Source organism: Amycolatopsis dendrobii, assembly GCF_014145675.1.
GTDB classification, from domain to species: domain Bacteria; phylum Actinomycetota; class Actinomycetes; order Mycobacteriales; family Pseudonocardiaceae; genus Amycolatopsis; species Amycolatopsis dendrobii.
In genome coordinates this window covers 582,482-607,338 of record NZ_JACGZW010000001.1, presented here as the reverse complement: position 1 = coordinate 607,338, position 24,857 = coordinate 582,482, and the positions used below count along the sequence as shown (strand labels likewise).

Annotated in this window: 25 protein-coding genes and 5 tRNA genes; 14 read left to right on the top strand and 16 right to left on the bottom strand. The window is 70.3% G+C overall.

Annotated features, from left to right (window positions below; all coding sequences use genetic code 11):
* Positions 1-329 precede the first annotated feature (329 nt).
* Complete coding sequence (locus tag H4281_RS02710; RefSeq protein WP_182889250.1) at positions 330-2,906, top strand: nSTAND1 domain-containing NTPase; 2,577 nt, start codon at positions 330-332, stop codon at positions 2,904-2,906.
* 266 nt (positions 2,907-3,172) lie between these two features.
* On the opposite strand, the gene H4281_RS02705 is transcribed toward H4281_RS02710, so the two are convergent.
* The 5 genes from H4281_RS02705 to H4281_RS02685 all read right to left on the bottom strand — a co-directional run bounded on the left by H4281_RS02705 (position 3,173) and on the right by H4281_RS02685 (position 3,727).
* Positions 3,173-3,246: transfer RNA gene (locus H4281_RS02705), tRNA-Lys, on the bottom strand.
* Positions 3,247-3,262: 16 nt separating this feature from the next.
* Positions 3,263-3,334, bottom strand: a tRNA-Gln gene (locus H4281_RS02700).
* A gap of 4 nt (positions 3,335-3,338) precedes the next feature.
* Positions 3,339-3,410 (bottom strand) — tRNA-Gln (locus H4281_RS02695).
* Positions 3,411-3,552: 142 nt separating this feature from the next.
* Positions 3,553-3,626: transfer RNA gene (locus H4281_RS02690), tRNA-Arg, on the bottom strand.
* 28 nt (positions 3,627-3,654) lie between these two features.
* A tRNA-Gly gene (locus H4281_RS02685) sits at positions 3,655-3,727 on the bottom strand.
* Between the two features lie 611 nt (positions 3,728-4,338).
* Here H4281_RS02685 and H4281_RS02680 point away from each other — a divergent pair.
* The gene (locus tag H4281_RS02680) at positions 4,339-4,866 is read left to right on the top strand and encodes a CGNR zinc finger domain-containing protein (RefSeq protein ID WP_182889249.1); all 528 of its coding nucleotides are present in this window, start codon (positions 4,339-4,341) and stop codon (positions 4,864-4,866) included.
* On the opposite strand, the gene H4281_RS02675 is transcribed toward H4281_RS02680, so the two are convergent.
* Positions 4,863-5,630: an SGNH/GDSL hydrolase family protein gene (locus H4281_RS02675; RefSeq protein ID WP_182889248.1), complete on the bottom strand. Its 768-nt coding sequence runs from the start codon at positions 5,628-5,630 to the stop codon at positions 4,863-4,865. The two genes, H4281_RS02680 and H4281_RS02675, sit on opposite strands and share 4 nt — an antisense overlap.
* 56 nt (positions 5,631-5,686) lie before the next feature.
* Positions 5,687-6,256, bottom strand: a complete 570-nt coding sequence (locus tag H4281_RS02670; RefSeq protein WP_182889247.1) for a TetR/AcrR family transcriptional regulator — start codon at positions 6,254-6,256, stop codon at positions 5,687-5,689.
* A gap of 166 nt (positions 6,257-6,422) precedes the next feature.
* Here H4281_RS02670 and H4281_RS02665 point away from each other — a divergent pair, with 166 nt between their 5' ends.
* On the top strand, positions 6,423-7,766 hold the full coding sequence (locus H4281_RS02665) for an MFS transporter (RefSeq protein WP_182889246.1): 1,344 nt from the start codon (positions 6,423-6,425) through the stop codon (positions 7,764-7,766).
* Positions 7,767-7,788: 22 nt separating this feature from the next.
* Here H4281_RS02665 and H4281_RS02660 read toward each other — a convergent pair whose 3' ends face one another.
* The 5 genes from H4281_RS02660 to H4281_RS02640 all read right to left on the bottom strand — a co-directional run bounded on the left by H4281_RS02660 (position 7,789) and on the right by H4281_RS02640 (position 11,773).
* The gene (locus H4281_RS02660; RefSeq protein WP_312872039.1) at positions 7,789-8,370 is read right to left on the bottom strand and encodes a dihydrofolate reductase family protein; all 582 of its coding nucleotides are present in this window, start codon (positions 8,368-8,370) and stop codon (positions 7,789-7,791) included.
* The gene (locus H4281_RS02655) at positions 8,367-8,789 is read right to left on the bottom strand and encodes a VOC family protein (RefSeq protein WP_182889245.1); all 423 of its coding nucleotides are present in this window, start codon (positions 8,787-8,789) and stop codon (positions 8,367-8,369) included. Before H4281_RS02655 ends, H4281_RS02660 begins: the two co-directional genes overlap by 4 nt.
* A gap of 187 nt (positions 8,790-8,976) precedes the next feature.
* Complete coding sequence (locus H4281_RS02650) at positions 8,977-10,323, bottom strand: SPFH domain-containing protein (protein ID WP_246411364.1); 1,347 nt, start codon at positions 10,321-10,323, stop codon at positions 8,977-8,979.
* A gap of 116 nt (positions 10,324-10,439) precedes the next feature.
* Entirely contained in the window at positions 10,440-10,874 is a 435-nt protein-coding gene (locus tag H4281_RS02645; RefSeq protein WP_182889244.1) for an NfeD family protein, read from the bottom strand.
* Positions 10,875-10,966: 92 nt separating this feature from the next.
* Positions 10,967-11,773 (bottom strand): DUF3097 domain-containing protein, encoded by an 807-nt coding sequence (locus H4281_RS02640; protein ID WP_182889243.1) that lies wholly within the window; start codon positions 11,771-11,773, stop codon positions 10,967-10,969.
* Positions 11,774-11,935: 162 nt separating this feature from the next.
* Between H4281_RS02640 and H4281_RS02635 the strand changes: the two genes are divergently transcribed.
* The gene (locus tag H4281_RS02635; RefSeq protein ID WP_182889242.1) at positions 11,936-12,928 is read left to right on the top strand and encodes an aldo/keto reductase; all 993 of its coding nucleotides are present in this window, start codon (positions 11,936-11,938) and stop codon (positions 12,926-12,928) included.
* A 127-nt stretch (positions 12,929-13,055) separates the two neighbouring features.
* Here H4281_RS02635 and H4281_RS02630 read toward each other — a convergent pair whose 3' ends face one another.
* Genes H4281_RS02630 through H4281_RS02620 form a run of 3 tightly spaced genes read right to left on the bottom strand, consistent with a single transcriptional unit; the run spans position 13,056 to position 15,339 of the window.
* Positions 13,056-13,934: a phosphotransferase gene (locus H4281_RS02630; protein WP_182889241.1), complete on the bottom strand. Its 879-nt coding sequence runs from the start codon at positions 13,932-13,934 to the stop codon at positions 13,056-13,058.
* Between the two features lie 11 nt (positions 13,935-13,945).
* Positions 13,946-14,755, bottom strand: coding sequence for an Rv2133c family protein (locus H4281_RS02625; RefSeq protein ID WP_182889240.1), 810 nt, complete (start codon positions 14,753-14,755; stop codon positions 13,946-13,948).
* Positions 14,756-14,763: 8 nt separating this feature from the next.
* On the bottom strand, positions 14,764-15,339 hold the full coding sequence (locus H4281_RS02620) for an Rv2134c family protein (protein ID WP_009078616.1): 576 nt from the start codon (positions 15,337-15,339) through the stop codon (positions 14,764-14,766).
* 130 nt (positions 15,340-15,469) lie between these two features.
* Here H4281_RS02620 and H4281_RS02615 point away from each other — a divergent pair, with 130 nt between their 5' ends.
* Genes H4281_RS02615 through H4281_RS02590 form a run of 6 tightly spaced genes read left to right on the top strand, consistent with a single transcriptional unit; the run spans position 15,470 to position 20,235 of the window.
* Entirely contained in the window at positions 15,470-17,410 is a 1,941-nt protein-coding gene (locus tag H4281_RS02615; RefSeq protein ID WP_182889239.1) for a S9 family peptidase, read from the top strand.
* Positions 17,407-18,306: a S66 peptidase family protein gene (locus H4281_RS02610; protein ID WP_182889238.1), complete on the top strand. Its 900-nt coding sequence runs from the start codon at positions 17,407-17,409 to the stop codon at positions 18,304-18,306. Before H4281_RS02615 ends, H4281_RS02610 begins: the two co-directional genes overlap by 4 nt.
* Before the next feature lie 6 nt (positions 18,307-18,312).
* Positions 18,313-18,726, top strand: coding sequence for a TIGR03668 family PPOX class F420-dependent oxidoreductase (locus H4281_RS02605; protein ID WP_182889237.1), 414 nt, complete (start codon positions 18,313-18,315; stop codon positions 18,724-18,726).
* 46 nt (positions 18,727-18,772) lie between these two features.
* A complete protein-coding gene (locus H4281_RS02600; RefSeq protein WP_182889236.1) occupies positions 18,773-19,447 on the top strand; it encodes a hypothetical protein in 675 nt (224 codons plus the stop codon).
* Positions 19,448-19,453: 6 nt separating this feature from the next.
* Entirely contained in the window at positions 19,454-20,044 is a 591-nt protein-coding gene (locus tag H4281_RS02595) for a hypothetical protein (RefSeq protein ID WP_182889235.1), read from the top strand.
* Positions 20,045-20,046: 2 nt separating this feature from the next.
* Positions 20,047-20,235, top strand: a complete 189-nt coding sequence (locus H4281_RS02590; protein WP_182889234.1) for a hypothetical protein — start codon at positions 20,047-20,049, stop codon at positions 20,233-20,235.
* Positions 20,236-20,237: 2 nt separating this feature from the next.
* Here the strand turns inward: H4281_RS02590 and H4281_RS02585 are convergent, their stop codons facing one another.
* Complete coding sequence (locus H4281_RS02585; protein WP_182889233.1) at positions 20,238-20,708, bottom strand: nuclear transport factor 2 family protein; 471 nt, start codon at positions 20,706-20,708, stop codon at positions 20,238-20,240.
* A 127-nt stretch (positions 20,709-20,835) separates the two neighbouring features.
* Between H4281_RS02585 and H4281_RS02580 the strand changes: the two genes are divergently transcribed.
* The 4 genes from H4281_RS02580 to H4281_RS02565 all read left to right on the top strand — a co-directional run bounded on the left by H4281_RS02580 (position 20,836) and on the right by H4281_RS02565 (position 24,815).
* Positions 20,836-22,368: a hypothetical protein gene (locus tag H4281_RS02580; protein ID WP_182889232.1), complete on the top strand. Its 1,533-nt coding sequence runs from the start codon at positions 20,836-20,838 to the stop codon at positions 22,366-22,368.
* Between the two features lie 61 nt (positions 22,369-22,429).
* Entirely contained in the window at positions 22,430-23,299 is an 870-nt protein-coding gene (locus tag H4281_RS02575) for a helix-turn-helix domain-containing protein (RefSeq protein ID WP_182889231.1), read from the top strand.
* Positions 23,296-23,901: a short chain dehydrogenase gene (locus H4281_RS02570; protein ID WP_182889230.1), complete on the top strand. Its 606-nt coding sequence runs from the start codon at positions 23,296-23,298 to the stop codon at positions 23,899-23,901. The genes H4281_RS02575 and H4281_RS02570 overlap by 4 nt, the downstream gene beginning before the upstream one ends.
* Positions 23,902-24,005: 104 nt before the next feature.
* Complete coding sequence (locus tag H4281_RS02565) at positions 24,006-24,815, top strand: hypothetical protein (protein WP_182889229.1); 810 nt, start codon at positions 24,006-24,008, stop codon at positions 24,813-24,815.
* Positions 24,816-24,857 lie beyond the last annotated feature (42 nt).

Here is a 24,857-nt window from a genome sequence, read left to right as displayed (position 1 = left end):
CGTACGGCCGGGCGGTGGATACCCGCTGCTCACGCTGGGCGGTGCAACCGGAGTCATGTCTAGCCCGATGAGTTTGTTCTGTGTCGGCCCCTGGACTCCGAACACCGACACCCGAACAATGGGCAGCGGCCGGGAGGGGATGACGCATGCCGAGACGAGAGCGGCCTTTGGATCCTGATGGCGACGCGTTGTCGCAGTTCGCGCAAGGTCTACGGAAACTGAGGGAGAAGGCCGGCAGCCCGACATACCGAGAGCTGGCGCGGCGCGCACACTACGCTGCGGGCACGTTGTCCGACGCTGCGGGCGGGCGGAGACTGCCGACACTCACGGTGACACTCGCCTACGTCCGAGCATGCGGCGGTGACGTCACCGAATGGGAGAGTGCCTGGCACGGCCTCGCTGCGGAACTGGCCGCCGACGTAGCGGGGTCCGGAGCACAAGAAACGACGGAAGACGGACCGTATGTCGGGTTGGGCGCCTTCCGGGCAGAGGACGCATGTCGGTTCTTCGGCAGGACACGGGTACTCGACGATCTGGATGTCAAACTCACTCAGCACCGGTTCCTCGCGGTATTCGGGCCGTCGGGAGCGGGAAAATCGTCGTTGTTGCGGGCTGGATTCGCGGCCCGCCGAGCGGATTCCACAATCCTGTTTTTCACTCCGGGGCCGTGCGCTTTCGAAGAATGCGCTCTTCATCTCGCCCGAATTCTCGGGTCCCCGGCGAGCCAGGTCCTGGACGAGTTGAAGTCGGCACCGGGCAATCTGAAGTTGCTGCTCCGGCAAGCCGCGCACGACCGGACCCCGATCGTGGTGGTCGACCAATTCGAGGAACTGTTCACCCTGTGCGCGGCCCCCGCCGAACGTGCCGCATTCCTTGACGCGCTGCTCGCCGCGTCCGATGCAGCCGAAGTCGTCATCGGCGTCCGTGCCGACTTCTACCCCCGGTGCGCTGAACACCCGGCGCTGGCTGAGGCGATCTCCGAAACACACCTGTTGCTAGGCCCCATGACCGCCCCCGAACTGCGTGACGTCATCGTCAGACCCGCCGCCATGGCCCGGCTCAGCGTCGAAGGCGCGTTGGTGAACGAACTGGTCGCCGAAGCCCACGACAAGCCCGCTGTGCTTCCCTTGCTCTCCCACGCGCTGCGAGAAACGTGGCACCGCCGCCGCGGCACCACGCTGACCTTGTCGGGCTACCACGCCACCGGCGGCATCCGGGGCGCGCTGGCCAACACCGCGGAATCCGAATACACCTCGCTCGACGCGGGTCAGCAACTGATCGCGCGTAACCTGTTCCTGCGGCTGATCGACCCTGGGGGGTACGCCGACGACACCAGCCGACGATTGAAGCGCGACGAACTGGACACCGACGCTCCCGGCGTGAACGCTGTGCTCGAGCGGTTGGCTGCGGCCCGGCTCATCACGCTGGACGTCGCCACTGTCGAACTCGCCCACGAAGCGCTCATCCGGCACTGGCCTCGGCTCAGGGATTGGGTCGCCGAAGATCGTGAGGGTCTGCGGGTCCATCGGCGACTGACCCGCGCTGCCGAGGAATGGGAGAGCCTCGATCGCGATCCGGGCATCCTCTACCGCGGCGCGAGACTTGATAGTGCGCTGACCTGGCGCGCGGAGAAGGCCCCCGCTCTGAACACCGTCGAGAGTGCCTTTCTGCACGCAGCAACAGCGCTCAGGGAGCAGCAGTCACAACTTGAACGACAGCGAGCACGCCGTCACCGCCGAGTAGTCACGCTTCTCTCGGTCCTGTTCCTATTTGTGGCGGCCGCTATCGCCTACGGCGTGTCCGAACAGCAGCAGGCGGCACAGCAAGCGGCACTGGCGTTGTCGCAACGGATGGTCTCGCAAGGGCGGGGCTTCCTGCCGACAGATGCCTCCGAGGCTGCACGGCTGGGGTTGGCTGCTTACCAGGTTGCGCCTACCGACGAGGCGCGGGACCTGGTGCTCAGTGCTGATGCCATGCCGAACCGGATCGATTTCTCCGGCAACATCGAGGCGGTACAGGCTGTCGCTCTCACCAGCGACGGCCGCCTTATCGCCCTCGCGGACGCCAACGTGGTGCAACTGTGGGACCTGCCCCACTACCGCAAGCTGGCGACCATCACCGGTTCCCTCGGCGAGCGCGCTGCCATCAGTCTCAGCGCTGACGGCCGTTGGCTCACCTTGTCCCGACCGCACAGCGTGGTTGACCTGTTCGACCTCAGCGACCCAACAGCCCCAGCGCTGAAGGCGACCATTACCGACGCTAGTTCGGCCAGCGTCGACCCTTCGGGGACAGTCGTGGCCGTGTGGGGCTTCGGCCAAGCCTCGCACTTGCTGGCGATCGACCGCAACAGCGGCGTGCGCACGCTCGCCGAGCTGCCCACGACCAATTCGCTCAGCTTCAGCTCTGACGGTCACACAGCGTTTGCCTATCAGGACGAATGGCCGACGGAATCGATCCAAGTCTGGCAGTACAGCAGCAAGCACTCGACTGCGCGGAAAATTGCTACGTGGACCGGGGTCGGCAACGTGGTCCTGAGCTCGACCCACGGCATCACCGCCACTACCGACACACGAGGAGACGAGAAGCTGCGCTTGTGGGACACCAGCAATCTCGCCAAGCCTCGCGAGCTTCCCCCGCCTCCGCTGCCCCCGAGTTCCTTTCAGAACGCCCTTTTCACCTCTGACACTCGAACTCTCGCGGTAACCGACCAGAGCGCGACGATCCGTGCCATCGACCTGTCCGACAGGCAGCACCCCCGAGTGGAAGCAACCCTCACCGGCCATACGTCATTGATCCGCGCCATGTCCTACCTCCCGGACGGCCGCCTGCTCAGCGCGGGGCTGGACGGTGCCGCACGCCCATGGGACCTCAACCTGGACGCCGCGACGGGCCATCTGCACCCATGACATCGCCGCATCCGCAGCCTGCCCGTGTTGAAGCCCCGAGGGCGCACCATGGGGTCGGTCCCATCGACCCAGACACACTCCGTCGACGCGCGGAACTCCTTCCCGTACAGCACCGCCCTCGCGGACCCGAAAGCGCCCGCACAGATGAACGAACTCGCTACATGCCCCGCTGCCCTCGCAATGGACAGTGCAGTGTCTGCGGAAGATCGTCCGAACAGCACAAATCCCCAGGTCACCAACACCTCCGGTGACCACGGGGGCGGAAGTGGGCCGCCAGGGATTCGAACCCTGAACCCGCCGGGTAAAAGCCGGCTGCTCTGCGCGATTGAGCTAACGGCCCGAGGGGAGGCGGGGTGCTGCCCGTCGAGGGTTCGAACCTCGGTTTCCGCGTCCAGAGCGCGGCGTCCTGCCAGTTGGACGAACGGGCATCGGCTCCCGGTCCAGGATTCGAACCTGGGCCCGCGGATCCAAAGTCCGCGATGCTGCCGGCTACACCAACCGGGAACGAGGGCTGACGAGGTCGGATGCCCGCGGGTCGAACGCGGTGTCTCCTGGTCCCGAACCAGGCGGGGTCGCCGGTGCCCCTCGCATCCGGGTGCGGCCGGAGCCGCAGGAAGGCGCCGGCGCCCCCTCCGCGCCGGGCCCGTACCCCTGCCAGGATTCGAACCTGGGACCTCCGCATTCGTAGTGCGGCGCTCTGTCCAGCTGAGCTACGGGGGCGTGCGGCCAACGCCATGGCGGCGCCGCGAGCGGCCGGAGGGCATCGAACCCTCTGCTTCGGCTTGGAAGACCGACGTGTCCGCCGAGTTCACCACGGCCGCGGGACGCGCCCTGGGCTGGGCGCAGTGGTGAAGGAGGGAGTCGAACCCTCATTGCCCGCAAGGGCACCCGGGTTACAGCCGGGTGGGGCCGCCACCGCCCCGTCTTCACCGTGCGGGTCCGGCGGCGCGTGACTGCCGGACCCGGCGCTCGTCCTGGCCGCGGGTGAGGCGACGGGGACGAGTCTCGGAAATGTCTTGCTCCGCTGTGCAGTTGTCAAAGAACCGCCGCCGATAAACGGGCAGCAGGGAAATGCCTTCGCGAAAAGGCGACGGGAATTGATTGCGTTCAGCGGCTCCACAAAAGAAGCCGCCCGGATCGGTTTCCCGACGGGCGGCTCCCGGTGCGCAGCGGCTGCTGCGTCAGGTCAGGGAGCGGATACCGCCCGGGCGACCGCCTTTTCGGCCGGTTTGGCGCTGCTGAAGCGGCGAACACCGGACAGCACGGAGTGCGGCCGGATAGTGGCCTCGCATCTCCCGCATCCGCATGTTCGTCATGACCGCTCCTTCATCCGCTGTGGTGGAATCATCTTCACCTACGGCGAAACGCTGCGTCAATCTTATTTTCCGGACGGGCATTTCCGGAGCAAGAAGACGTGTGCTGTAATGGTCGAGTGCACTTCAATCCTTACGGCGGCGCGGGCGCGCAAGTAGCCGCCGACCTGGCGACCTTGGCCCAGCGCGACGACGTCACGGCCGCCGAGGTGCGGGCCGCGGGGCAGGCGCGCGACATGGTGCTGCCGCGGATCACCGCGGACGAGGCGGGGCGGATTCTCGCGTGGGGGCGGCGGCTGCAACAGGTGTTCGTCGCCGAGACGACGGCCGAGCGGATCGACCTCCTCAACGAGCTGCTCGCCGTCGCCGCGTGCCGGCCGAATATCGCCAGTCACGACGGGAAAACGCCGCATCTGCACTACTCCGGCGAGGGCGCGGGCGTGGTCGAGCGGTTCTACGCCTACACGGCGGGCGGGCTCGCGCATCTGGTGTGCGAGGAGCCGCACCGTCTCGGCGTGTGTGCGCGCGAGGGGTGCGGCGTCGCGTTCGTGGACACGTCGCGCAACGGACGCCGCCGGTTCTGTTCCACTCGCTGCGGCACGCGGGTCAACGTCGCCGACCATCGCGCGCGGCAGCTCGCGGGTTAGACGGTCTCCTCGAACGACCGCAGTTCCGGGTATTTCGGGGCGATGGTGTCGCCGGAGGATTCGCCGCGCAGGCGTCGGCCGATCCACGGCAGCGCGTGTTCCCGGCCCCAGCGGAGGTTCGCCGCGCGCTGTTCCCGGGTGGACAGCCGGGGGCGCGGTCCCAGTGCGGCGTGCGCGAGACCGTGCTGCACGCCCAGCGCGTCGAGGACTGCGATGGCGATTTCGGTGTGGCCGGCGGCATTCAGGTGCAGCCGGTCCGGGGACCACATGCGACGGTCGCGCAGCTGACGCATCGACCACATGTCCACCAGCAGTGTCTCGTGCCGCGCCGCGATGCCGCGCACGTGCTCGTTGTAGATCGCGACCCGGCCGCGGATCTGCCGGAACAGCGCGTCCTCGACGCCGTCGACGCCGGTGAACAGCAGCACCTGCGCACCGGCCGCGCGGAACCGGGCCACGGCGCGTTCGTAGGAGTCGGCGAGGCTGTCGATGTCTACCCGCGGCCGCATCAAGTCGTTGCCGCCCGCGTAAACCGTGACGAGGTCCGGCTTCATCGCCAGCGCCGGTTCGACCTGTTCGTTCAGCACCTGCGGCAGAAGCTTCCCGCGCACCGCCAGATTGGCGTAGCGGAACCCCGGCTCCCCGGCGGCCAGCACCTCGGCGACCCGGTCGGCCCATCCGCGCACCCCGTTGCGCGCGGACGGGTCGTCGTCCCCGACGCCTTCGGTGAACGAATCGCCAATACAGACTAAGCGGTTGGTCATCAGCTCAGTTTAGGCCCGGCTCCCCCGCCCTCCTCACGGCGCCCGCGGCCGGCGGCTCAGGTGCGGAGGCCGTCGAACAGGATGGCGATCGTGCGGTCCCGCAGCTCGCGATCGGACCCGACGTGCTCGGCCGCTTTCGCGGTGCCGATGATCACCGGGATCAGCTCGGTGGTGGTGACGTCGCGTCGCACCGCACCGCTGTCCTGGGCGCGGCGCAGGAGCACGCCGAGGGATTCGCGCAGCCGCTCCCCGATCACCGAACCGGTGCTGGGGACGCACACTCCGGCCGAGGTGAGCGCTTCGAAGTAGGCGTTTTTGGCGCTGGACATCTCGATCCAGCTGGTGAGGAAGGTGAAGAACGCGGCTCCGGCGTCCTCGGCGTTCTGCGCGACGACCGCGTCCGCCTCGTCGACGAACCGGTGCAGCCGCGCGTAGAGCACGGCTTCCAGCAGCGCTTCTTTTGTGGGGAAGTGCCGGAACACCGTGCCGATGCCGACGCCGGCCTCGCGCGCGACCTCCTCGGTCGGCGCGCCGGTGCCCTTGGCCGCGAAGACCGTCTCGGCGGCTTCGAGCACCTTCGCGCGGTTTCGCCGCGCGTCGGCGCGCAGCGGTTTGTCCTCCGTCACGGCTGTGATGGTAGTCGCGCGTCCTGGCCGCGCGGCGCCCGATCCTGCTCCGTCCGGTGGGCCGGGCAGTCGGAAACAACCCGTCCGGAGCAGGCGTCAGGAATCGTCAAACCTCTGCCTGTCGTTCACACTGTAGTGTGACGACCGTCACGAGAGGTGCACGACCATGACTCTAGGCGACAACGAGGTCACCCAGTCAGTCCACGCTTCGACCGGCGACCGCCGGGTGCAGGTACGCCGGGCGGCCCTGGCGGGTTCGATCGGAACCACCATCGAGTGGTACGACTTCTTTCTCTACAACACCGCCGCGGCGTTGGTCTTTCCCCATCTGTTCTTCCCGGCGTCCTCGTCCTACGCCGGGGTCATGCAGTCGTTCGCGACCTACGCGGTCGGTTTCGCGGCGCGCCCGGTCGGCGCGGCGATCTTCGGCCATTGGGGCGACCGGCTCGGCCGCAAGGCGACGCTCATCGTGACCCTCCTGCTGATGGGCCTGTCCTCGGCGATCGTCGGCCTGCTTCCCGGTGCGGCGACCATCGGAGTCGCCGCGCCGCTGATCCTCGTCCTGCTGCGCCTGGTGCAAGGCATCGCGATCGGCGGCGAGTGGAGCGGTTCGGTGCTGCTGGCGATGGAATGGGGCGACCAGCGGCGGCGCGGGCTGCTGGCGAGTTTCGCGCAAGTCGGCGTCCCGGTCGGGCTCGTGCTGGGCACCGGCGGAATGACCCTGCTGTCGGCGACCCTTTCCCCGGACGCGTTTTCCTCGTGGGGCTGGCGGATCCCGTTCCTGCTGAGCCTGGTCCTGGTGGCGATCGGCCTGGTCATCCGGCTGCGCATCCTGGAAACGCCCATGTTCGCCGCCGCGGTCGCGGCCAAGCGCACCTCGAAAGCCCCGGTGAAGGACGTGGTCCGGCATCACTGGCGGGAAATCCTGCTGTCGGCCGGCTTGCGCTTCAGCGAGCAGATGCCGTTCTACCTGTTCACCAGCTATGTGCTGGTCTATGTCGTGCAGCGACCGGAATTCAGCAAAACGTTCGTGCTCAACGCGGTCCTGGTCGGCGCGGCCGCCGAATTGGTGCTGATCCCGCTGTTCTCCCAGTTCTCCGACCGGATCGGCCGCAAACAGGTGTACCTGACCGGCGCGGTGCTGACCGGGATCATCGCGTTCCCCTACTTCACCGTCCTGACCCACAGCGGGCACGCGATGATCTTCCTCGCCATCATCGTGTCCCTGGTGGCGCACTCGATGCAGTACGGCCCGCAGGCGGCGTTGATCGGCGAGAGTTTTCCGACGCATTTGCGTTACGGCGGCGCGGGATTGGGTTATCAGCTGGCGTCGGTGTTCGCGGGCGGTCCCGCGCCGTTGCTGGCGACCTGGTTGCTGCACGCCACCGGCACGCCGTACTCGATCTCGATTTACATCGTCGCGTCGGTCGTGGTGACCGTGGCGTGCGTGATCGCGCTGCCTGACCGTTCGAAGGCCGACATCGACGACGTCGGCGTGTACGCCCGCTGACCGTTACCGCGTAGTCCGGGGCTCACCGGGCATTCCGGACTACGCGGTAACGGAGATGGGTGACGCCGCGGCCTTCGAGCCGCCGCACGGGCTCGAGTTCGACGCGGCCGATGCCGGCCGGTTCGAACAGCCGCCGTCCCGCGCCCAGCAGCACCGGAATGAGGTGCAGTTCGATCTCGTCGAGCTGGTCCGCTGACAGCAGCGCCTGTGCCGCGCCCGCGCCGTGGACCAGCACAGCCCGCTCTCCTGCTTTGTCCCGGGCCTCGTCGGCGTACGCGTTGACGTCGGTGTAGAACTTCGCGCGGCCCGGCGGCACGTCGCCCGGGTCGACGTGGTGGGTGAGCACATGGATCGGGACGCCGTCGTGATGGTCGCCGTGCCACCGTTTGGCCAGCTCGAAGGTGCGGCGTCCGGAGATCACCGCGCCCGTCGCCGAGGCCTCGGCATACACCTGCCCGTTGACCCCCTCCGCCGCCCGGTCGTCGAGCCAGTCGAACAGCCGGAATCCGCCGCGGCCGAGTTCCTGGCCGGGCCGGTCGTCCGGCCCGGCGATGTACCCGTCGACCGACACGGACATGTACAGCCGCACTGGCGTCCTGCTCACTTCTCGATCTCCTTGTGCGAGAAGTCGACGGCGGTCATGCCGTCGGCGTGCCCGGCGGGCCACTGGACGAGTTCGATCCGGCGACCGTCCGGGTCGGCGAGGAACGTCGTCTTCATGCCCTGGTCGTGGTCCTGAACCGGAGCGACCGGCTCGATCCGGTGGGCGGCGAGCACGGCGAGCGTGTCGGCCATCGACTCGACCTGCACGACGAGGTGGCTCACGTCGCCGCCCCGTTCGACCGGGTTGCCGTCGTGCACGAGTTCGACGGAGACGAATTCGTCGCCGGGGAGCTTGAGCATGGTCAGCTGCCCGATCGGCGTCTCGGGCACCGTGCCGACGGTCTCGTAACCGATCGCCGTGTAGAACGTCAGCGACCGATCGAGATCGGTCACCCGCAGCCCGAGGTGCAATGTCCGCATTTCAGTGCCTCCGTCGCGTGCGCCTGGCTTCCTGCGAGCCGCGCTCACCAGTGCGTCGAACGCGCGGCGCCGGATTCGACAACCGGGTGCGGAATTCTTGCCGGCCGAACGTCTTCGCCAGGCGACGGGCACGAAAAAAGGGGCTGCCACTCCGAAATCGGAGTGGCAGCCCCTTCGCGTCACGCGATCAGCGCTGCGGCGGAGGCCCGCCCTGCGGTCCGCCGAACGGTCCTTGCTGCGGGAACGGCCCGCTTCCCGGCCCGGGGCCCTGCGGTCCGCCGAACTGCTGCGGCGGCGGTCCCTGGTAGGGCCCGCCCGGCGGGGGCCCGGCCGGCGGCTGCGGCTGCGGCAACGACTGCTGCTGCTGAGCGGGCGGCGGCGCGCTGGGCTGCGGACGCTCCGGCGGTGCGGGCGGCTCTTCCTCCCGCACCGGCTCGGAAGCCTCCGGCTTCGCCGTGGCCCCGCCGATCGCCCGCCGGGACTCGCCGGAGGAAGCTCCCAGCGGCCCCTCGACTTCCTTGCGTGCCACGGCCTCCGCGGCGGCGACCGCTTCGGCGACCTTCGGGTCGCTGCTGGTGTCGAACCAGCTGGCGACCTCGTCGTCTTCGAGATCCGGCTTGGCCGGGCTGTCGTCCTGCGGCGGCTCGTAGCGGAACACGCCGTCGTCGCCGGGAGCCCCCAGCGCGCGGGCGAACCCTTCGAGGGCCTTGCCGTAGTCGCTGGGAATCATCCAGACCTTGTTGGCGTCGCCCTGCGCCATCTGCGGCAGCGTCTGCAGGTACTGGTAGGCGAGGACCTCCGGCGTCGGACGGCCTGCCTTGATCGCCGCGAACACCTTCTCGATCGCCTTCGCCTGGCCCTGTGCCTGGAGGTAGCGGGCGGCTCGTTCACCCTGCGCGCGCAGGATCCGCGACTGCCGTTCCGCCTCGGCGGCGAGGATCGCGGCCTGCTTCTGGCCTTCCGCGGCGAGGATCTGGCTCTGCTTCTGGCCTTCCGCCGTCTTGATCGACGATTCCCGCTGGCCTTCGGCGGTGAGGATCATCGCGCGCTTTTCCCGGTCGGCGCGCATCTGCTTCTCCATCGAGTCCTGGATGGAGGGCGGCGGCTCGATCGCCTTCAGCTCGACGCGGGCGACGCGGATGCCCCAGCGGCCGGTGGCCTCGTCGAGCACGCCGCGCAACTGGCTGTTGATCGCGTCGCGGGAGGTCAGCGTCTCCTCCAGGCTCATGCCGCCGACCACGTTGCGGAGCGTGGTGGTGGTGAGCTGCTCGACGCCGATGATGTAGTTCGAGATCTCGTAGACCGCGGCGCGCGAGTCGGTGACCTGGAAGTACACGACGGTGTCGATGTTCACCGTCAGGTTGTCCTCGGTGATCACCGGCTGCGGCGGGAACGAGACGACCTGCTCGCGCAGGTCGATCCGCGCGCGCACCTTGTCCAGGAACGGGACGAGGAAGGTCAGGCCGGGCGAAGCGACCGTGCGGAACCGGCCGAGCCGCTCGATCACCGCCGACTGGGCCTGTGGCACCACCATGATCGCCTTGACCACTGTGATGATGACGAACAGAGCCAGCAGTGCGACCACGACGATCGCTATTGTCGACAAGAGCGTTTCCCCTTACCTAGTACCGGTTTTCCTCGGACGGCGCCTCACGAGACGATGTCCACCACGGCCGTGGCGCCGGAGATCTCGACGACCGTGACGCTGGTGCCCGGGGCGATCGGCGGCTGGGATTCGTGCACGGCGCGCGCCGACCACACCTCGCCGCCGATTTTCACCTGGCCGGCATCGTAGTCCACAGTGGACACCACGACGGCCCGGGCTCCGACCAGCGCGTCGATGCCGGTGGGGACGCCCGATCCGGACAGGAAGCGGCGTTTGAGCGCCGGGCGGACGAGCGCGAGCAGCCCGACCGAGCTGACCGCGAACACGGCGACGTCGATGTAGATGTTGCCGGTGAGCGCTTCCGAACCGGCCCCGAGCAACGCGCCGACGCCGAGCATGATCAGCACGAAGTCCCCGGAGATCACCTCCGCGATCATCAGGACGATGCCGATGATCAGCCAGATCAGAGCCGCTGCCATGCCCTCATGCTCTCAGATCGCCTCGTTTCGCACCGGGCAAACTACTCGACGTGACCGACGCGTGACCTTGCATTTTTCCGGCATACCGGACACTACGGAGTGTCGTCACCCGGTTCGGTCACGAAGTCGATGAGCCGTTCGACCGCCCCGATCAGCGGCGTTTCGAGATCGCGGAAGCTGCGCACCCCGGCGAGCACGCGCTGCCATCCCTCGTACGGTTCGCCCCAGCCGAGCGCGTCGCAGATGCCGGTCTTCCACTCGACGCCGCGCGGGATCTCCGGCCAGGCGCGGATGCCGACCGACGCGGGTTTCACCGCCTGCCAGACGTCGATGTACGGGTGCCCGGTGACCAGCACCTGCTCGTCGCGGATCTGCCCGACCAGCCGGGATTCCTTGCTGCCCGCCACGAGGTGGTCGACGAGGACGCCCAGCCTGCGGCCGGGTCCGGTGCCGAATTCGGCGATCCGGTCGGCGAGGACGTCGACGCCGTCGAGCGGTTCCACCACGACGCCCTCGACGCGCAGGTCGTGTCCCCAGACGCGTTCGACCAGTTCGGCGTCGTGCTTGCCCTCGACCCAGATCCGGGAGTCGCGCGCGACCCTCGCTTGCAGCCCCTGCACGCGGACCGAACCGGACGCCGAGACCTGCCGCACGGGGGCGGCGGTCTTCTTCACCGGCACGAGCGTGACCGGTTTGCCTTCGAGCAGGAAGCCGGCGGGCGCGAGCGGGAAGACCCGGTGGCGGCCCTTGGCGTCCTCGAGGACGACGAGCTCGCCCTCGATCTTCACCACCGCGCCGCAGTAGCCGCTGGCCGGGTCTTCGACCACGAGACCTGGTTCGGCGGGGACCTCGGGGATCTTCCGCTTGCGGGGCCCGGACAGCACGTCGTGATAGCGCACGGTCGGGCACGTTATCGGCGCGGCGAGGGCGCGTCCCGCCGCCACGCCGGAAGGAGCCGGTCCGCCGGCTTGACGTGGAGCGCGCTCCAGCTCCTAGCGTCGGCGGCGTCGGTCAGTCTTCGAGGCACCGCCCGGTCGGCCGGGCAGGAGGAGTATCCGCGCATGATCACCCGAACCACGCTCGGCTCGCCCGGTCTCGCTGTCAGCGCGATGGGGCTGGGGTGCATGGGGATGAGCGAGAGCTACGGCTCCGCCGACTGGGACGGCGGTCTGGCCACCATCGGCCGGGCCCTGGAGCTGGGCGTCACGTTCCTGGACACCGCCGACGCCTACGGCGCCGGGCACAACGAGGTGCTGGTGGGCCGGGCCGTCCACGGGCGCCGGGATCAGGTGCAGCTGGCGACGAAGTTCGGCATCGACCGCAGTGCCGGCGACCGGGCGCGGCGCATCCGCGGTGCCCGGGACTTCGTGCTTCGGTCCTGCGACGCCTCGCTGCTGCGGCTGGGCGTCGACACGATCGACCTGTACTACGCCCACCGACCGCCTCAGGACGTGGAGATCGAGGAGACCGTCGGCGCGATGGCCGAACTCGTCCAGGCCGGCAAGGTCCGGCATCTGGGCCTGTCCGAGGTGGACGGCGAGCTGCTGCGCCGTGCGCACGCGGTGCATCCGATCGCCGCGGTGCAGAGCGAGTACTCGCTGTGGACCCGCGACGTCGAGGCGGTCGCTCCGGCGATGGCGGAGCTGGGGGTCGGGCTGGTGCCGTACTCGCCGCTGGGGCGGGGGTTCCTGACCGGCGCGCTGGACCGTTCCGCGCTGGGCGAGAAAGACTTCCGGCGCACCAATCCCCGCTTCGCCGGAGAGGCGGGCGACGCCAACGAGAAGATCGCGCGCACCGTGCGCGAGGTGGCCGACCGGCTGGGCGCCACCCCGGCCCAGGTGGCGCTGGCTTGGGTGTACGCGCAGGCCGAGCGGCTCGGGGTGGCGGTGGCCGCGATTCCGGGCACCCGCAGCCCGGCCCGGCTGGAGCAGAACGCGGCCGCGCTGGAGCTCGCCCTGGACGCCGAGGCGCTGGCCGCGCTGGAGCCGCTGAGCGATCAGGTGCGGGGCGAGCGCTACACCCCCGCGCACACCGCTGAGGTCGCTCGGGGCTAGCGGGCTCGACCTGAGGCGAGGCTGCGGGCGAGGTAGGAACCCTGGGGAATCTGAGTGCGTGAGGGTTCCCCTCACGCACGTTCGCCTTGCCCGTGGTGCGGGTTCCTGGCATTGGTCCCGGGCCGGGTCAGCCAGCCATCCGCAGCACCGCGTCGGTGAAGGGTGTCGGTCCGCCGCGGCGGAGCGGGCCCATCGCGACCAGCGGGGCGAGCGCGACGCACCACGCACGGACCCGGTCGCCGTCGAGGTGCGGGAGTTTGGCGATCCCGTCCTCGACCGCGGCGCCGTCGGCCATCGGCAGCACCGCCCAGTCGACGGCGTCGAAGGCCGGGTCGCCGACGCACGGGCGCGGGTCGATCGCGACCGCGCCGCGCGCGGGTCCGGCGTCCAGGACGTTGCCGGGATGCAGGTCGCCGTGCACGAGCGCGATCGGGCCGCTGGCGGCGAGTTTCTCGGAGCGGGCGAGTCCGGTGCGCAGTGCTTCCAGCGGCAGGTGCGCTTCGGCCGGGGATCCGGCGAGGCGTTGCTCGGCGAGGCCGAACATGAACCGGACGCGTTCGAGCTGGGTCGGGAACGGCCCGGCGACCGGGACCCCGTGGACGTCGGCGAGCAGTTCTCCGATCTGGTCCCACGGGACATCGGCGCCTCGTTCGGTGAACGTGTCTCCGGGTTCGAGTCCTTCGAGCAGCACCGCGCCGTGGTCGAGGTCGGCGTCGAGGATCTGCACGACCCTCGACAGCCCGGCCCACGAGCCGAGTGCGGTGGCTTCCGCGGTCGCGATCGCGCGGTCCGGGCAGAGTTTGAGCACCTTCAGCGTGCCCTCGCCGTCGCGGCAGAGCAGGGTGCGGCCGGTGTTGCCGGGCCGGGCTTCGGACACGGTGAGGCCCCATTGGCGGCAGAGCCGTTCGACCAGTGCGGGCAGCGCGTCGCACCACGCTTCGGCGGCGGGGCCGAAGCGGTTGACGAGGCGGGCGCGGGCGGCGGCGTCCAGCACAGCGTTGTCCATCGGGCCCGCCATCAGAACAACGGCCAGGGGATCGCGCGCCAGTCGTCGCCGGGCTCGGGGAACACCGCCTCGGCGAGCAGGTAGTCGGTGCGCTGCGAAAGCGCCCGGATCTCGAAGGCGGTCAGGTGTTCGCCGAGTTCCGCGCCGAGGCGGCCGTCGAGGTCGGCGCGGAGTTTCCGCAGTTTCTCGACGGCGTCTTCGGGCAGGTTCTCGCCGATCCAGCCCCACAGCACGGTGCGCAGCTTGGGGTCGGTGTGCAGGCAGATGCCGTGGTCCACGCCGTAGACGCGGCCGTCGGTGCCGGCCAGCAGGTGCCCGCCCTTGCGGTCGGTGTTGTTGACGACGATGTCGAGGACCGCGAGTTCGCGCAGGTCCGGGTGGTCGGCGTGGACGAGCACCGCCGGTTCGCCGAGCCGGTCGTGCGCGTGCAGCACGGTGCGCCAGCCCTCGGGGACCTCGTCGGGCGCGCAGACGTCGACCACTTCGCTGTCCTCGTCGGTCTCGACCCACAGCTGCACCATGCCGGGCCCGAACGGGCCGTCGCGCAGCACGGTCGGCGGGATCGCGCCGAGGCCGCAGGCGTCGGAGATCATCGCGGTCGCGACCTCGCGGCCGGCGAGGGTGCCGTCCGGGAAGTCCCACAGCGGCCGCTCCCCCGACACCGGCTTGTACACGACGCGGCCGGTGACGCCGTCGAGTTCGATCGCGCAGAAGAGCGTCACGTTGGAGGCGTCGACGAGCCTGCCCTCGACGTCGATGCGGCCGCGGGAGACGAAATCGCGGGCGGCGGGGTCGGCTGGCCCTGGCGCGGTGGTCGCCACGGCCGCCCTCAGTCCTCGGTCACGTCGACGTCGCGCCGGTACCCGTTCTGCCGCGGGCAGATGTGCCCGGCCGGGTCGAGCGGTTCGCCGCACAGCGGGCACGGCTTGCGGCCTGCGTTCACGACGCGGTCGGCGCGCTCGGCGAAGGCGCGGGCGGCGACCGGGGTGAGGAACACGCGGACCGCGTCCGGGCCTTCCTCGGTGTCGTCGAGCACGACGGTCTCGTCGATTTCGCCCTCGGTGATCGCGAGCAGTTCCACGACGACCGCGCCGGAGTCGGCGTCCCAGCCGAGCCCCATCGTGCCGACCCGGAACTCCTCCTCGACGGGCACCGTGAGCGGGTCCACGTCGACCTCGTCGTCGGGGGCGTGGCTGGGCACGTCGGCCCCGAACCGGCTGGCGACTTCCTCGAGGAGCGAGCCGAGCCGCTCCGCGAGGACGACGACCTGCTGTTTTTCGATCGTGACGCTGATCGTCCGCACGTCCTCCGTCGCCTGGAGGTAGAAGGTGCGGTCGCCGGGCTCGCCGACCGTGCCGGCCACGAACCGGTCGGGCTTGCGGAAGACGTGGATTACGCGTGACATAGCGTCTTCGACCCTAGGCCACGGACGCATGATCGGCATCCGCCGCCCCGGGTTGAGGGGAGTTCCCGCGCGATTCCTGCGCGGTGCGTGCGGATCCGGACACGCAGCGGATCCTCGTTACGCTTTCCGGGTGCCTCGCATCTCTCCTCATGGAACCTGGACCTCTCCCGTGACAGCGGCCGACGCCGCGGCTGCCGGCGGCGGCGCGCAATGGCTCGCCGCGGTCGACGGCGCGCTCTGGTGGGCGGAGGCGCGGCCTGCCGAAGGCGGCCGCGTCGCCCTCGTGCGCGCTCTTCCCGGCGGCGGTGTCGAGGACGTGCTGCCCGCGCCGTGGAACGTCCGGAACCGGGTCCACGAGTACGGCGGACGGCCGTGGCTCGCGGTCGGCGGCGTCGTGGTGTTCACGCACTGGGCCGATCAGCGCGTGTACGCGCTGAAGACCGGCACAGGCGGCGAAGTCACCCCGCTCACCCCGGAACCGGCCACGCCGCAGGGGGTCCGGTACGGCGACCTCCGGCCCGGCCGGGAGGGCGAGGTGTGGGCGGTCCGCGAGCGCAGCACCGGGCCGCGGCGCACGGACATCTCCCGCGAACTGGTCGCAATCCCGCTGAACGGCTCCGCCGAACGGGTGCTCGTGGAGGGGCACCGGTTCTTCACCGCGCCGCAGCTGTCGCCGGACGGCGCGCACGCCGCGTGGATCGCGTGGGACCACCCCGCGATGCCGTGGGACGGGACGGAGCTTTTCGTCGCGCCGGTGGCGGCCGACGGGTCGTTCGGGGACGCGCGCGTGCTGGCGGGCGGGCCGAAGGTCGCGGTGTGCCAGGTGGCGTGGGAGTCCGCGGACCAGCTGCTCGTGCTCGCCGACCCGGACGGCTGGTGGAACCTGCACCGGGTCGGGCTCGACGGCGCGGTCGCGAACCTGGCGCCAGCGGAACGCGAACTGGGCGGGCCGATGTGGAAGCTCGGCACCAGCTGGTTCGCCCCGCTGGGCGGCGGGAAGCACGCGGTGCTCGATTCCGGCAAGCTGGCGATTCTCGACGAGAGCGACGGATCGGTCGCGCGCGTCGACACCGAGCTGACCGTGTGGTCGTCGAGCGGGCTGGCCGTGACGCCGGACGGGATCGCCGGGATCGCGGGCGGGCCCCGGCACGAGAGCGCGGTCGTGGTGCTGGACCCGGACACCAGGAAGTGGCGCGCGTTGACGCCGCAGCCGGCCTCGCTGCCGCCCGCGGAGTACCTGCCGGTGCCGCACGAGCGCGTGTTCACCGGGCCCGACGGCGCGGAGATCCCGGCGTACGTGTTCCCTCCGACGAACCCGGACTTCGCCGCGCCGGAGGGCGAACTGCCGCCGTACGTGGTCCACGTGCACGGCGGGCCGACCGGGCACAGCGACGACTCGCTCGACCTGGACTTCGCGTACTTCACCAGCCGCGGCATCGGCGTCGTCGCGGTGAACTACGGCGGGTCCACCGGCTACGGGCGGGCGTTCCGGGAGCGGCTGCGGGAGCAGTGGGGCGTGGTGGACGTGCGCGACTGCGCTGCGGTCGCCGAAGCGCTTGTCGCGGAAGGGATCGCCGACCGGGCCCGGCTGGGCATCCGGGGCGGCAGCGCGGGCGGGTTCACCTCGGCCGCGTCGATCACGATGACCCGCACCTACGCGGCGGCGACGGTGAAGTTCCCCATCCTCGATTTCGCGGGCTGGACCGGCGAGGGCGGCGAGACGCACGACTTCGAGTCGCAGTACCTGGTCAGCATGGTCGGCCCGTATCCGGAGGCGGCTGAGCGGTACCGGGAGCGCTCGCCGATGACGCACGTGGGTTCGCTGGCCGGGCCGGTGCTGTTCCTCCAGGGCCTGGAAGACGAGATCTGCCCGCCGGAGCAGGCGGACCGGTTCGTCTCCGAAATCGACGGCAGCGGGATCCCGCACGCGTACCTGAGGTTCGAGGGCGAGCAGCACGGGTTCCGGAAGGCGGAGACGATCGTCGCCGCGCTGGAGGCCGAACTTTCCTTCTACGGCCAGGTGTTCGGCTTCGAGACGCCGGACGTGCCGCGGCTAGAGCTCTCCCGATGAGGCCCGCCAGACTTTCCGCCGGGGACACGGTCGCGCTCGTCGCGCCGTCCGGGCCGGTTCCGCAGGACCTGCTCGACGCCGCGTTGCCGGTGCTGGGCGACTGGGGCGTGAAGGTGCGGGTCGGCACGGGAGTGCGGGCCGCGGGGCAGTCCTACCTGTCGGCGCCGGACAAGGCGCGGGCGGCGGAGTTCACTGAGGCGTGGCTGGACCCGGAGGTCCGGTGCGTGCTGGCGGCGCGCGGCGGCTACGGGACGCAGCGGATGATCGATCTGGTGGACTGGGCGGCGTTGCGGGCCGCCGGTCCGAAGGTGCTGGCCGGGTCGAGCGATGTCACTGCCCTGCACCGGGCCGTGCACACGCATCTGGACCTCGCGACGCTGCTTTCGCCGATGCCCGCGAGCGTGCTGTTCGACGAACCCGCGGCGGAACACCTGCGGCGGACGTTGTTCGAACCGGACCACGCCCGGGTGCTGCGGGCGCGGGAGCCGGACGTGGTGGTGCCCGGCCGCGCGCTGGGCGTGCTGGTGGGCGGGAACCTGTCGCTGCTCGCCTCGGGCGTCGGCACGGCTGAACAAGGTTCGGCGCGCGGCGGGATCGTGCTGCTGGAGGACGTGACCGAGAGCCCGTACCGGATCGACCGGATGGTGACCCAATTGCTGCGCTCCGGCTGGTTCGAGGGCGTGCGCGGGGTGGTGCTGGGTTCGTGGGCCGCGTGCGGCGACCCGGCCGAAGTCCGCGAACTGCTGGCGGAACGGTTGTCGCCGCTCGGGGTCCCGGTGCTGAGCGGGTTCGGCTTCGGGCACGTGGCCGGGTCGCCGACGCTGCCGCTCGGGGTTTCCGCCTCGCTCGACACCGAACTGGGCACGCTGACCCTCGACTCCCCCGCGCTGGACTGAGCCCGCATGCGACTGTCCACTGTGGAAACCCGGGCCCGGTTCGCGGCGGCGCGGGTGGCTCGGCTGGCCACAGTGGACGGTCGCGGGGTCCCGCATCTGGTGCCGGTGACGTTCGCGGTGCGCGGCGACACGGTCGTGTTCGCGGTCGACCACAAGCCGAAGACCACGACTTCGTTGCGGCGGCTGGCGAATATCGCGGAGAACCCGGCGGTGTCGTTCCTGGTCGACGAGTACGACGAGGACTGGTCGCGGTTGTGGTGGGCCCGCGCGGACGGGGTGGCACGGGTGATCGCCGACGCTTCGCGGGATTCGTATGTCGAGTGGCTGGCAGTGAAGTACCCGCAGTACGCGGAGCGGCCTCCGGAGCACTCGGTGGTCGTCACCGAGGTGCGGGCCTGGCGGGGCTGGGCGGGTTCGTAACACTGGACCGGAGTCCGGCGATCTTTCTCCCGTAATGGGGAGGATCATGCGTATTGCGCTCGCGGTGACCGGTCTTGTCCTGCTGCTCGCGGGATGCGCGGCGGAAACTCCGGTAGCGGCTCCGGCGCCGAGCGCGGACCCGCCGTCCAGTTCGGCAGTCGGTTCTGTGCCGGTGTCCGCTTCGGCTTCGGCTGCTCCGGTCGCGAAAGACCTCACGAAGTATCTGCCGAGCGATGAGCAATTGTCCGCGGCCCGGGTCCGCATCCAGCGGCGCCGGACGCCCGTCTCCCCCGGCGCTTCGCTGCGTGTCGTGCGGGCGTGTGGCGCGGACCAGCCGTGGGATTCCGCCGCGCAGAACGGGGCGCAGGCGGTGTCCGTGACCGATCAGATGCAGATCGGCGAACTGCTCGCCGAGTACCGGGGGTTCTCCGGCGAACAGGTCGTTTCCGGTCTCCGTACCGCGCTGGACTGCGGGAACGCGGTGGTCGAAGGACGGCGGCTGGCGGTGAAGTCGCGGTTTTCGTTCCCCGGGGTCGACGACCCGCACCTCGGTTTCTGCGGTCAGTTCAACGCGCGAGTGGCCGGGTGCGTCCTCGTGTTCGCACACGGCAACCGCGTGCTCGCGCTCACCGCCGCAGGCTGGCTCGCGACCGCCGAGGACCAGCAAGCCGAACTGAAGCGGCTGGCCCCGACCTTCACCGCCGCGTTCGACCAGGATTGACGAGCCGTGCGGAAGAGAACCACGCTGCTGGGGCTTGTCCTGCTTGCCGGGGGCTGCGCGAGCGCCCCTTCCCCCGCGTCGTCCCCCGCGGACGACCTCACCAGATACCTGCCTGACGAGAACCAGTTGAGGGCCGCGGGCGCCAAGCAGAAACAGGCGCCGTCTTCCTTCGCCCTCAAGTGGATCACGCCCCTGCACGTCGTGGCGCCGTGCAAGGGCGAGATGCCGTGGGAATCCGCTCTGCGGAACAACACGCAGGCTTCTGCCAGCGCCGGAGAACTGGACGTCTGGCAACTGGCAGCCGTCTACCAGGGCTATTCCGGCGAGCAGATGGTCGCCGTCCTCGACAAGGCGCTGGGCTGCGGCGAGAACGCCTCCTCGACCACCCGGTTCTCCGTACCCGGTCTCGCCGACCGGCAGCTCGGGTTCTGCCGCCGGTTCCGGGAGCCCAGGTTGTCCAGCTGCGTCGTGGTGCTCGCCCGCGGCGACCGGCTGCTCGCGGTCCGGATCGGCAGCACCAGCGCGGAAGCGCCGCCGCTGCGGGCGAAGCTGAGGCAGCTGGCCCCGACCTTCGCCGCGGCGTTCGACAAGGACTGACAGTGGCGAAGCGGCGTTACGTGGCCCGCGGCGTGCCCGACGGGTACCGGATCTGGGACAACCGTGCGCGCCGCTGGTGGGGCGATCATTACCAGCGCTGCCCGGACGACCTGGTCGCCGCGCTCAACGGCGGCGCGGACTACGCGACCCTCACCGCGCTGATCAACCGCTACCGCGCGGCGAAGCGCTGAACTCAGCGGGTCGGCGCCAGATCGCCGAAGTACCCGGTCCGCCACAGGATCCGGGTCCGGACTTCGGCGATGCGCCAGCCGTCCCCGGTCTGGCTCAGGCCGGCGGTGACCACGCCGCCCGCGGTGAACGCGCGGTCTTCCATCCGCACGGTGACCGGACGGTCTTTCCACAGGTGGATCGCGACGAGGTTCGCCCGCACCTCGGCGGCGGCGCCGTCGAGGTCGACGTCGTGGCCGGTGAGCAGGTGCTGGCTCGCCTCGAAGCGGGCGAAGCTGCGGGCGTGGCTGTCGGCGATGTCGGCCGGTCCGGAGATCTCCGCGCCGTTGGGGCGCACGATCTTCCCGTCCGGCGCGAAGACGCGGCGGAATCGCGCGGCGTCGAACTGCTGCTCGTCGACGGCGCGGTAGTAGCTGTTGAAGGTGCGGATGATCCGGGACGTGGCGAGCAAGGCGTCGAGTTCGTGGTCCTGCACCGGCTTCTCCCCTCGGGGTTCCGCTGCCATCGTCCCGCGCCGGGCGGCCGTGGCATCATGCTGTGACGGCGGTCGCACTCCCGGTGCGGGCCGGGCGGGGGGCGTTTTGGGGTGTGCGATCGCGGCCGTGATCGTCGTGGTGCTGATCGCCGCGGCTGCCGACAGCGATGTCGACCACGCGGTGACCGGCGGGTTCAACGTCGTCGTCTGGATCGCGTTGATCGGCGGCGGGCTCTGGCTGGCGTCGAAGGCGTACGAGAAGAACAAGACGACGGTCGCGGCGAACGCCAAGTCCGCCAAGGACAAAACCCTTGGCGAGCGGTCCTCGCGGGCGGCCGAATGGCAGCGGGCGACCCGGGAGGCGAAGCTGCCGGCGGCCCGGCATCCGGGGCCGTTGAAGCTGTCGCTGGACGGCACGGTGCGCGAAGCCGTGTCCGGGGCCGACCGCGCCCGGCGGACGATCCGCGAGGTGATCGCGGCGATCCCGGTCCGCGTCTCCGAGGAAGCCCGCGCCCACGCGAAGGTGCTGAGCCCGCCGGCCGAGCGGCTGTGCGAACCGGGGCGGTACTTCCAGGAAGAGGAGGACTGGGGCCGCTTCAACGTCTGGTGGGGTCCCGAGCGCACCGGCACCCGCCTGACCCGCGAGGCCGCCAGCCAGGTCAAGGACATGCTCGCGTGGGCCGCCGCCCGCCGGAATCTGGTGTCGGACGTCCATCCCGGAGCCGAGCGGCTGCTGGCCGCGCTCACCGGCGAGCTGGCCCAGCGCTTCCGGGACAGCGTGCACACCCGCTACGGGCGGGCCGACGACGGCGCGGGGATCGCGGTCCTCCCGCCCGGCGAATGGGAAACCCTGCTCGGCGACCTGCACGCCGCGCTCGTCGCGGTCGCGGACGGGCTGGCCGCGCTCCCCCGGCCCAAGCTGCTTCCGCTCATGCACCGGCCCAAGGAGGCCCGGTTCAAGGAGCACGTGTCGGGCGAGGCGATGGAGCAGGACCTCCGGGAGTTCCTCGCGAACGCCGCCAAGCTGCGGGAGAGGGCGCTCACCGGGGCGTGGCCCGCGAAGTTCCGCGCCGGCTGGCGGTTGGACGGCGGGGTGCTGGACGGGTTCGTGACCGAGGAGATCCGCCGCCGGCTGGCCAAGGGCGCCGAAGGGTTCCAGCGGGTCGCGCGGTGGAACACCGACCAGCTCAGCGCCGGGAGCTTCGCCCGCGTTTATCTGGCTTACGTCACCATCGCTCTCGACTACCTGACGGAGGTGCTCGGCAACATGGCCGACTACAAACGGGATTCCGCGCCGCAGTCCGGCCACCGCATCGAAATCGGCGGCGACGTGACGCACAGCAACTTCGTCCTCAACAGCACGGTCCGGGACATCACGACCGTGCTCGCCCCGGTCGCCGGCCGGGACGACCGGCTCGCCGAGGCGATCGAGGCGCTGTCGGCCGCGGTGCGCGAGGATCCGGAGCTGCCGGACGACGAGCGCGAGGAACTTCTCTACCACGTCAAGGACATCGCCGAGGCCGCCGCGGAACCCGGCGAGAAGCAGAAGCGCGGCCGGGCGAAGCTGGCGCTGAGCGCGGTGACCGAGGCCGCCAAGACCGGCGCGCAGCTCGCGCAGACCGTCACCGCCTGGCACGACGTGCTGAGCAAGATGTTCTGACGCCGCGGGGTATCCCGGTCTGGGGCAGGCGGCGGATCCGGCGGTTCGCCAGGATGGTCTGGTGAGCAACGGAAGCAACGAACTCGGCGGTTTCCTGCGCAGCCGTCGCGAGCGGTTGACGCCGGAGGCCGCGGGCATCGCGCCCGGCGGGACCCGGCGCGCGGTTCCCGGGCTGCGCCGGGAGGAACTGGCCGAGCTGGCCGGGGTCAGCGTCAGCTACTACACGCGGCTCGAACAAGGGGCCAGCAGCAGTGCCTCGGACGCGGTGATCGACGCGCTGGCCGCGGCGTTGCGGATGGACCCGGCCGAGCACGAGCATCTGCGGGCGCTGGCGGCGCCTCGGCGGGCGGTTCGGCCGGGGCACCGGCGGACGAAGCTCAGGCCCGCGGTGCGGGATTTGCTCGCGGCGATGCCCGCGATGCCCGCCGTGGTGGTCGATCACCGGGCCGATGTCCTGGCGTGGAACCGGCTCGGGCACGCGCTGCTGGCCGGGCATGTCGCGTTCGAGGCGCCGGACGAGCGGATCCGCCCGAACATCGCGCGGATGCTGTTCCTCGACCCGCATCATCGCGCGCTGTACCGGGATTGGGCGGACAAGGCGTCGGTCACCGTCGCGGCGTTGCATCAGGCGGTCGCGCGGCATCGGGACGATCCGGTGCTGGAACAGCTTGTCGGGCGGCTGGCCGTGGAGAGCCCGGAGTTCGCGCGCAGGTGGGCGAAGCGGCCGGTCCGGACCTGTTCGTATTACGTGCGCGAACTCGACCATCCAGTGGTCGGACGTCTGACGCTCGCGAACGAGACGGTCACGCTGCCGGACGACGATCAGCAGCTCGGCCTGTTCTACGCCCTGCCGGACACTCCGGACGCCGACGCGCTCGCGTTGCTGGCCCGAGGTTTTGCGGAACCCGTGGCGAAGGAGAGGGTGCAGTGAGAATTCTTGTGGTCGGCGGCGCCGGGACGATCGGGAAACGACTGGTGCCGGAGCTGCGGTCGCGCGGGCACGAGGTCGTCGTGGCCGCGCGGGCGTCGGGCGAGGTGCGGGTCGATCTGGCCGAGCCGGAGACGATCGCGGCGATGTACCGCGAGGTCGGAGCCGTGGACGCGGTCGTGAGCATCGCCGCGCACGGTGCGCTGGACGAGTTCGCGAAGCTGACGTCGGCGGAGCTGCACGAGAACATGCGCGCGAAGTTCTACGGGCAGGTCGAGCTGGTCCTGCAGGGGCAGCACCACGCGGCGGACGGCGCGTCGTTCACCCTGACGTCCGGGATTTTCGCCGACGAGGCGTGGCCGCACGTCACCGGCGGCGGGGTGATCAGCGGGGCGCTGCACAGTTTCGTGCTCTCGGCGGCGATCGAGCTGCCGCGCGGGATGCGGGTCAACGCGGTCAGCCCGACGATGGTCGGCGATTCGGCGGACGAGTTCGGCGGGCAGTTCCCGGGGATGCGGCCGATTCCGATGGACGAATTGGTGCGGCACTACCTGGACTGTGTCGAAACGGACGGCACGGGGACGGTCGTCCGCGCCTACGCTTGACCCCGTTCGGCAAGACTCTTACCTTTGACCTGCTAGACATCGGATGTACGACGCCGCCGGCCGATGTGCCCCTTTCGTTCCTGTTCGGAAAGGCCACTCCCGTGATGCCGGATTCCCCTGGTTTCCCGCGCCGTACGGCGCTGCGCACGATCGCCGGATCAGCTCTCGCCGTCCCGTTCTTGACCGGTCCGCTGGCGCGTCGCGCGACCGCCGCGAGCCCGTTGTGGCATCCCGATCCGGTGAAGGACGGGCTGGAGGCGTTCGAGGGCGTCGAAGCGGATCGCGGCGGTCTGCACCCAGGCCGCAAGTACGTGGTGGTGGAGGGGAATCACTACCGGTTCAACATCTGGCGCGACGACCGCGACACCACGGGCGGCGGTGATCGGCAGCGGACCGAGACGAAGGGCATGGTGCAGAACGGTTCCGCGCTGAAGATGCACAACGGCGAGACGTGGAAGCTGTCCTACGAGATGTTCGTTCCGGCGAGCCTGCACGGGACGAGCCGGTTCACGCACATCTTCCAGACGAAGACCCCGGCGACGAACGACGGTCCGTGGGTGACGCTCGATCTGGTCCGGGACGGCGGCGTGGAGATGATTTCCGCTCGCGCCTACGCGAATCCGGGTTCCCCGTCGATCGCGGCGGCGAAGCTGGCTCCGTTGCGGGAGAAGTGGATCAGCGTCGAGTGGACGCTCACTCCGGGCGATGCGGGCGCGGCGGCGTGCGTGATCCGCAGCGGCGCCGGTGCGGGTGCGCCGATCGCCGCGCAGGGTGCCAAGACCGGGGTGAAGCTGCCGGATCAGGGCGACTACGTGCGGCCGAAGTGGGGGATCTATCGGTCGGTGGAGAGCGATCCGGCGGACATTCTCGACACGTACCTGCTGTTCCGGAACTACCGCGCGGACCGCAGGTAGGGGCTCGTGAGTGTTGGCGCCGGTGAGAACCGGCGCCAACAC

Excerpts from the sequence above, each read along its gene's own strand:
- H4281_RS02675 (WP_182889248.1), bottom strand. The coding sequence starts at position 5,630 with ATGACCAACCGCTTAGTCTGTATTGGCGATTCGTTCACCGAAGGCGTC.
- H4281_RS02665 (WP_182889246.1), top strand. The coding sequence starts at position 6,423 with ATGACTCTAGGCGACAACGAGGTCACCCAGTCAGTCCACGCTTCGACC.
- H4281_RS02655 (WP_182889245.1), bottom strand. The coding sequence starts at position 8,789 with ATGCGGACATTGCACCTCGGGCTGCGGGTGACCGATCTCGATCGGTCG.
- H4281_RS02650 (WP_246411364.1), bottom strand. The coding sequence starts at position 10,323 with ATGGTGGTGCCACAGGCCCAGTCGGCGGTGATCGAGCGGCTCGGCCGG.
- H4281_RS02645 (WP_182889244.1), bottom strand. The coding sequence starts at position 10,874 with ATGGCAGCGGCTCTGATCTGGCTGATCATCGGCATCGTCCTGATGATC.
- H4281_RS02635 (WP_182889242.1), top strand. The coding sequence starts at position 11,936 with ATGATCACCCGAACCACGCTCGGCTCGCCCGGTCTCGCTGTCAGCGCG.
- H4281_RS02630 (WP_182889241.1), bottom strand. The coding sequence starts at position 13,934 with ATGGACAACGCTGTGCTGGACGCCGCCGCCCGCGCCCGCCTCGTCAAC.
- H4281_RS02620 (WP_009078616.1), bottom strand. The coding sequence starts at position 15,339 with ATGTCACGCGTAATCCACGTCTTCCGCAAGCCCGACCGGTTCGTGGCC.
- H4281_RS02610 (WP_182889238.1), top strand. The coding sequence starts at position 17,407 with ATGAGGCCCGCCAGACTTTCCGCCGGGGACACGGTCGCGCTCGTCGCG.
- H4281_RS02605 (WP_182889237.1), top strand. The coding sequence starts at position 18,313 with ATGCGACTGTCCACTGTGGAAACCCGGGCCCGGTTCGCGGCGGCGCGG.
- H4281_RS02600 (WP_182889236.1), top strand. The coding sequence starts at position 18,773 with ATGCGTATTGCGCTCGCGGTGACCGGTCTTGTCCTGCTGCTCGCGGGA.
- H4281_RS02565 (WP_182889229.1), top strand. The coding sequence starts at position 24,006 with ATGCCGGATTCCCCTGGTTTCCCGCGCCGTACGGCGCTGCGCACGATC.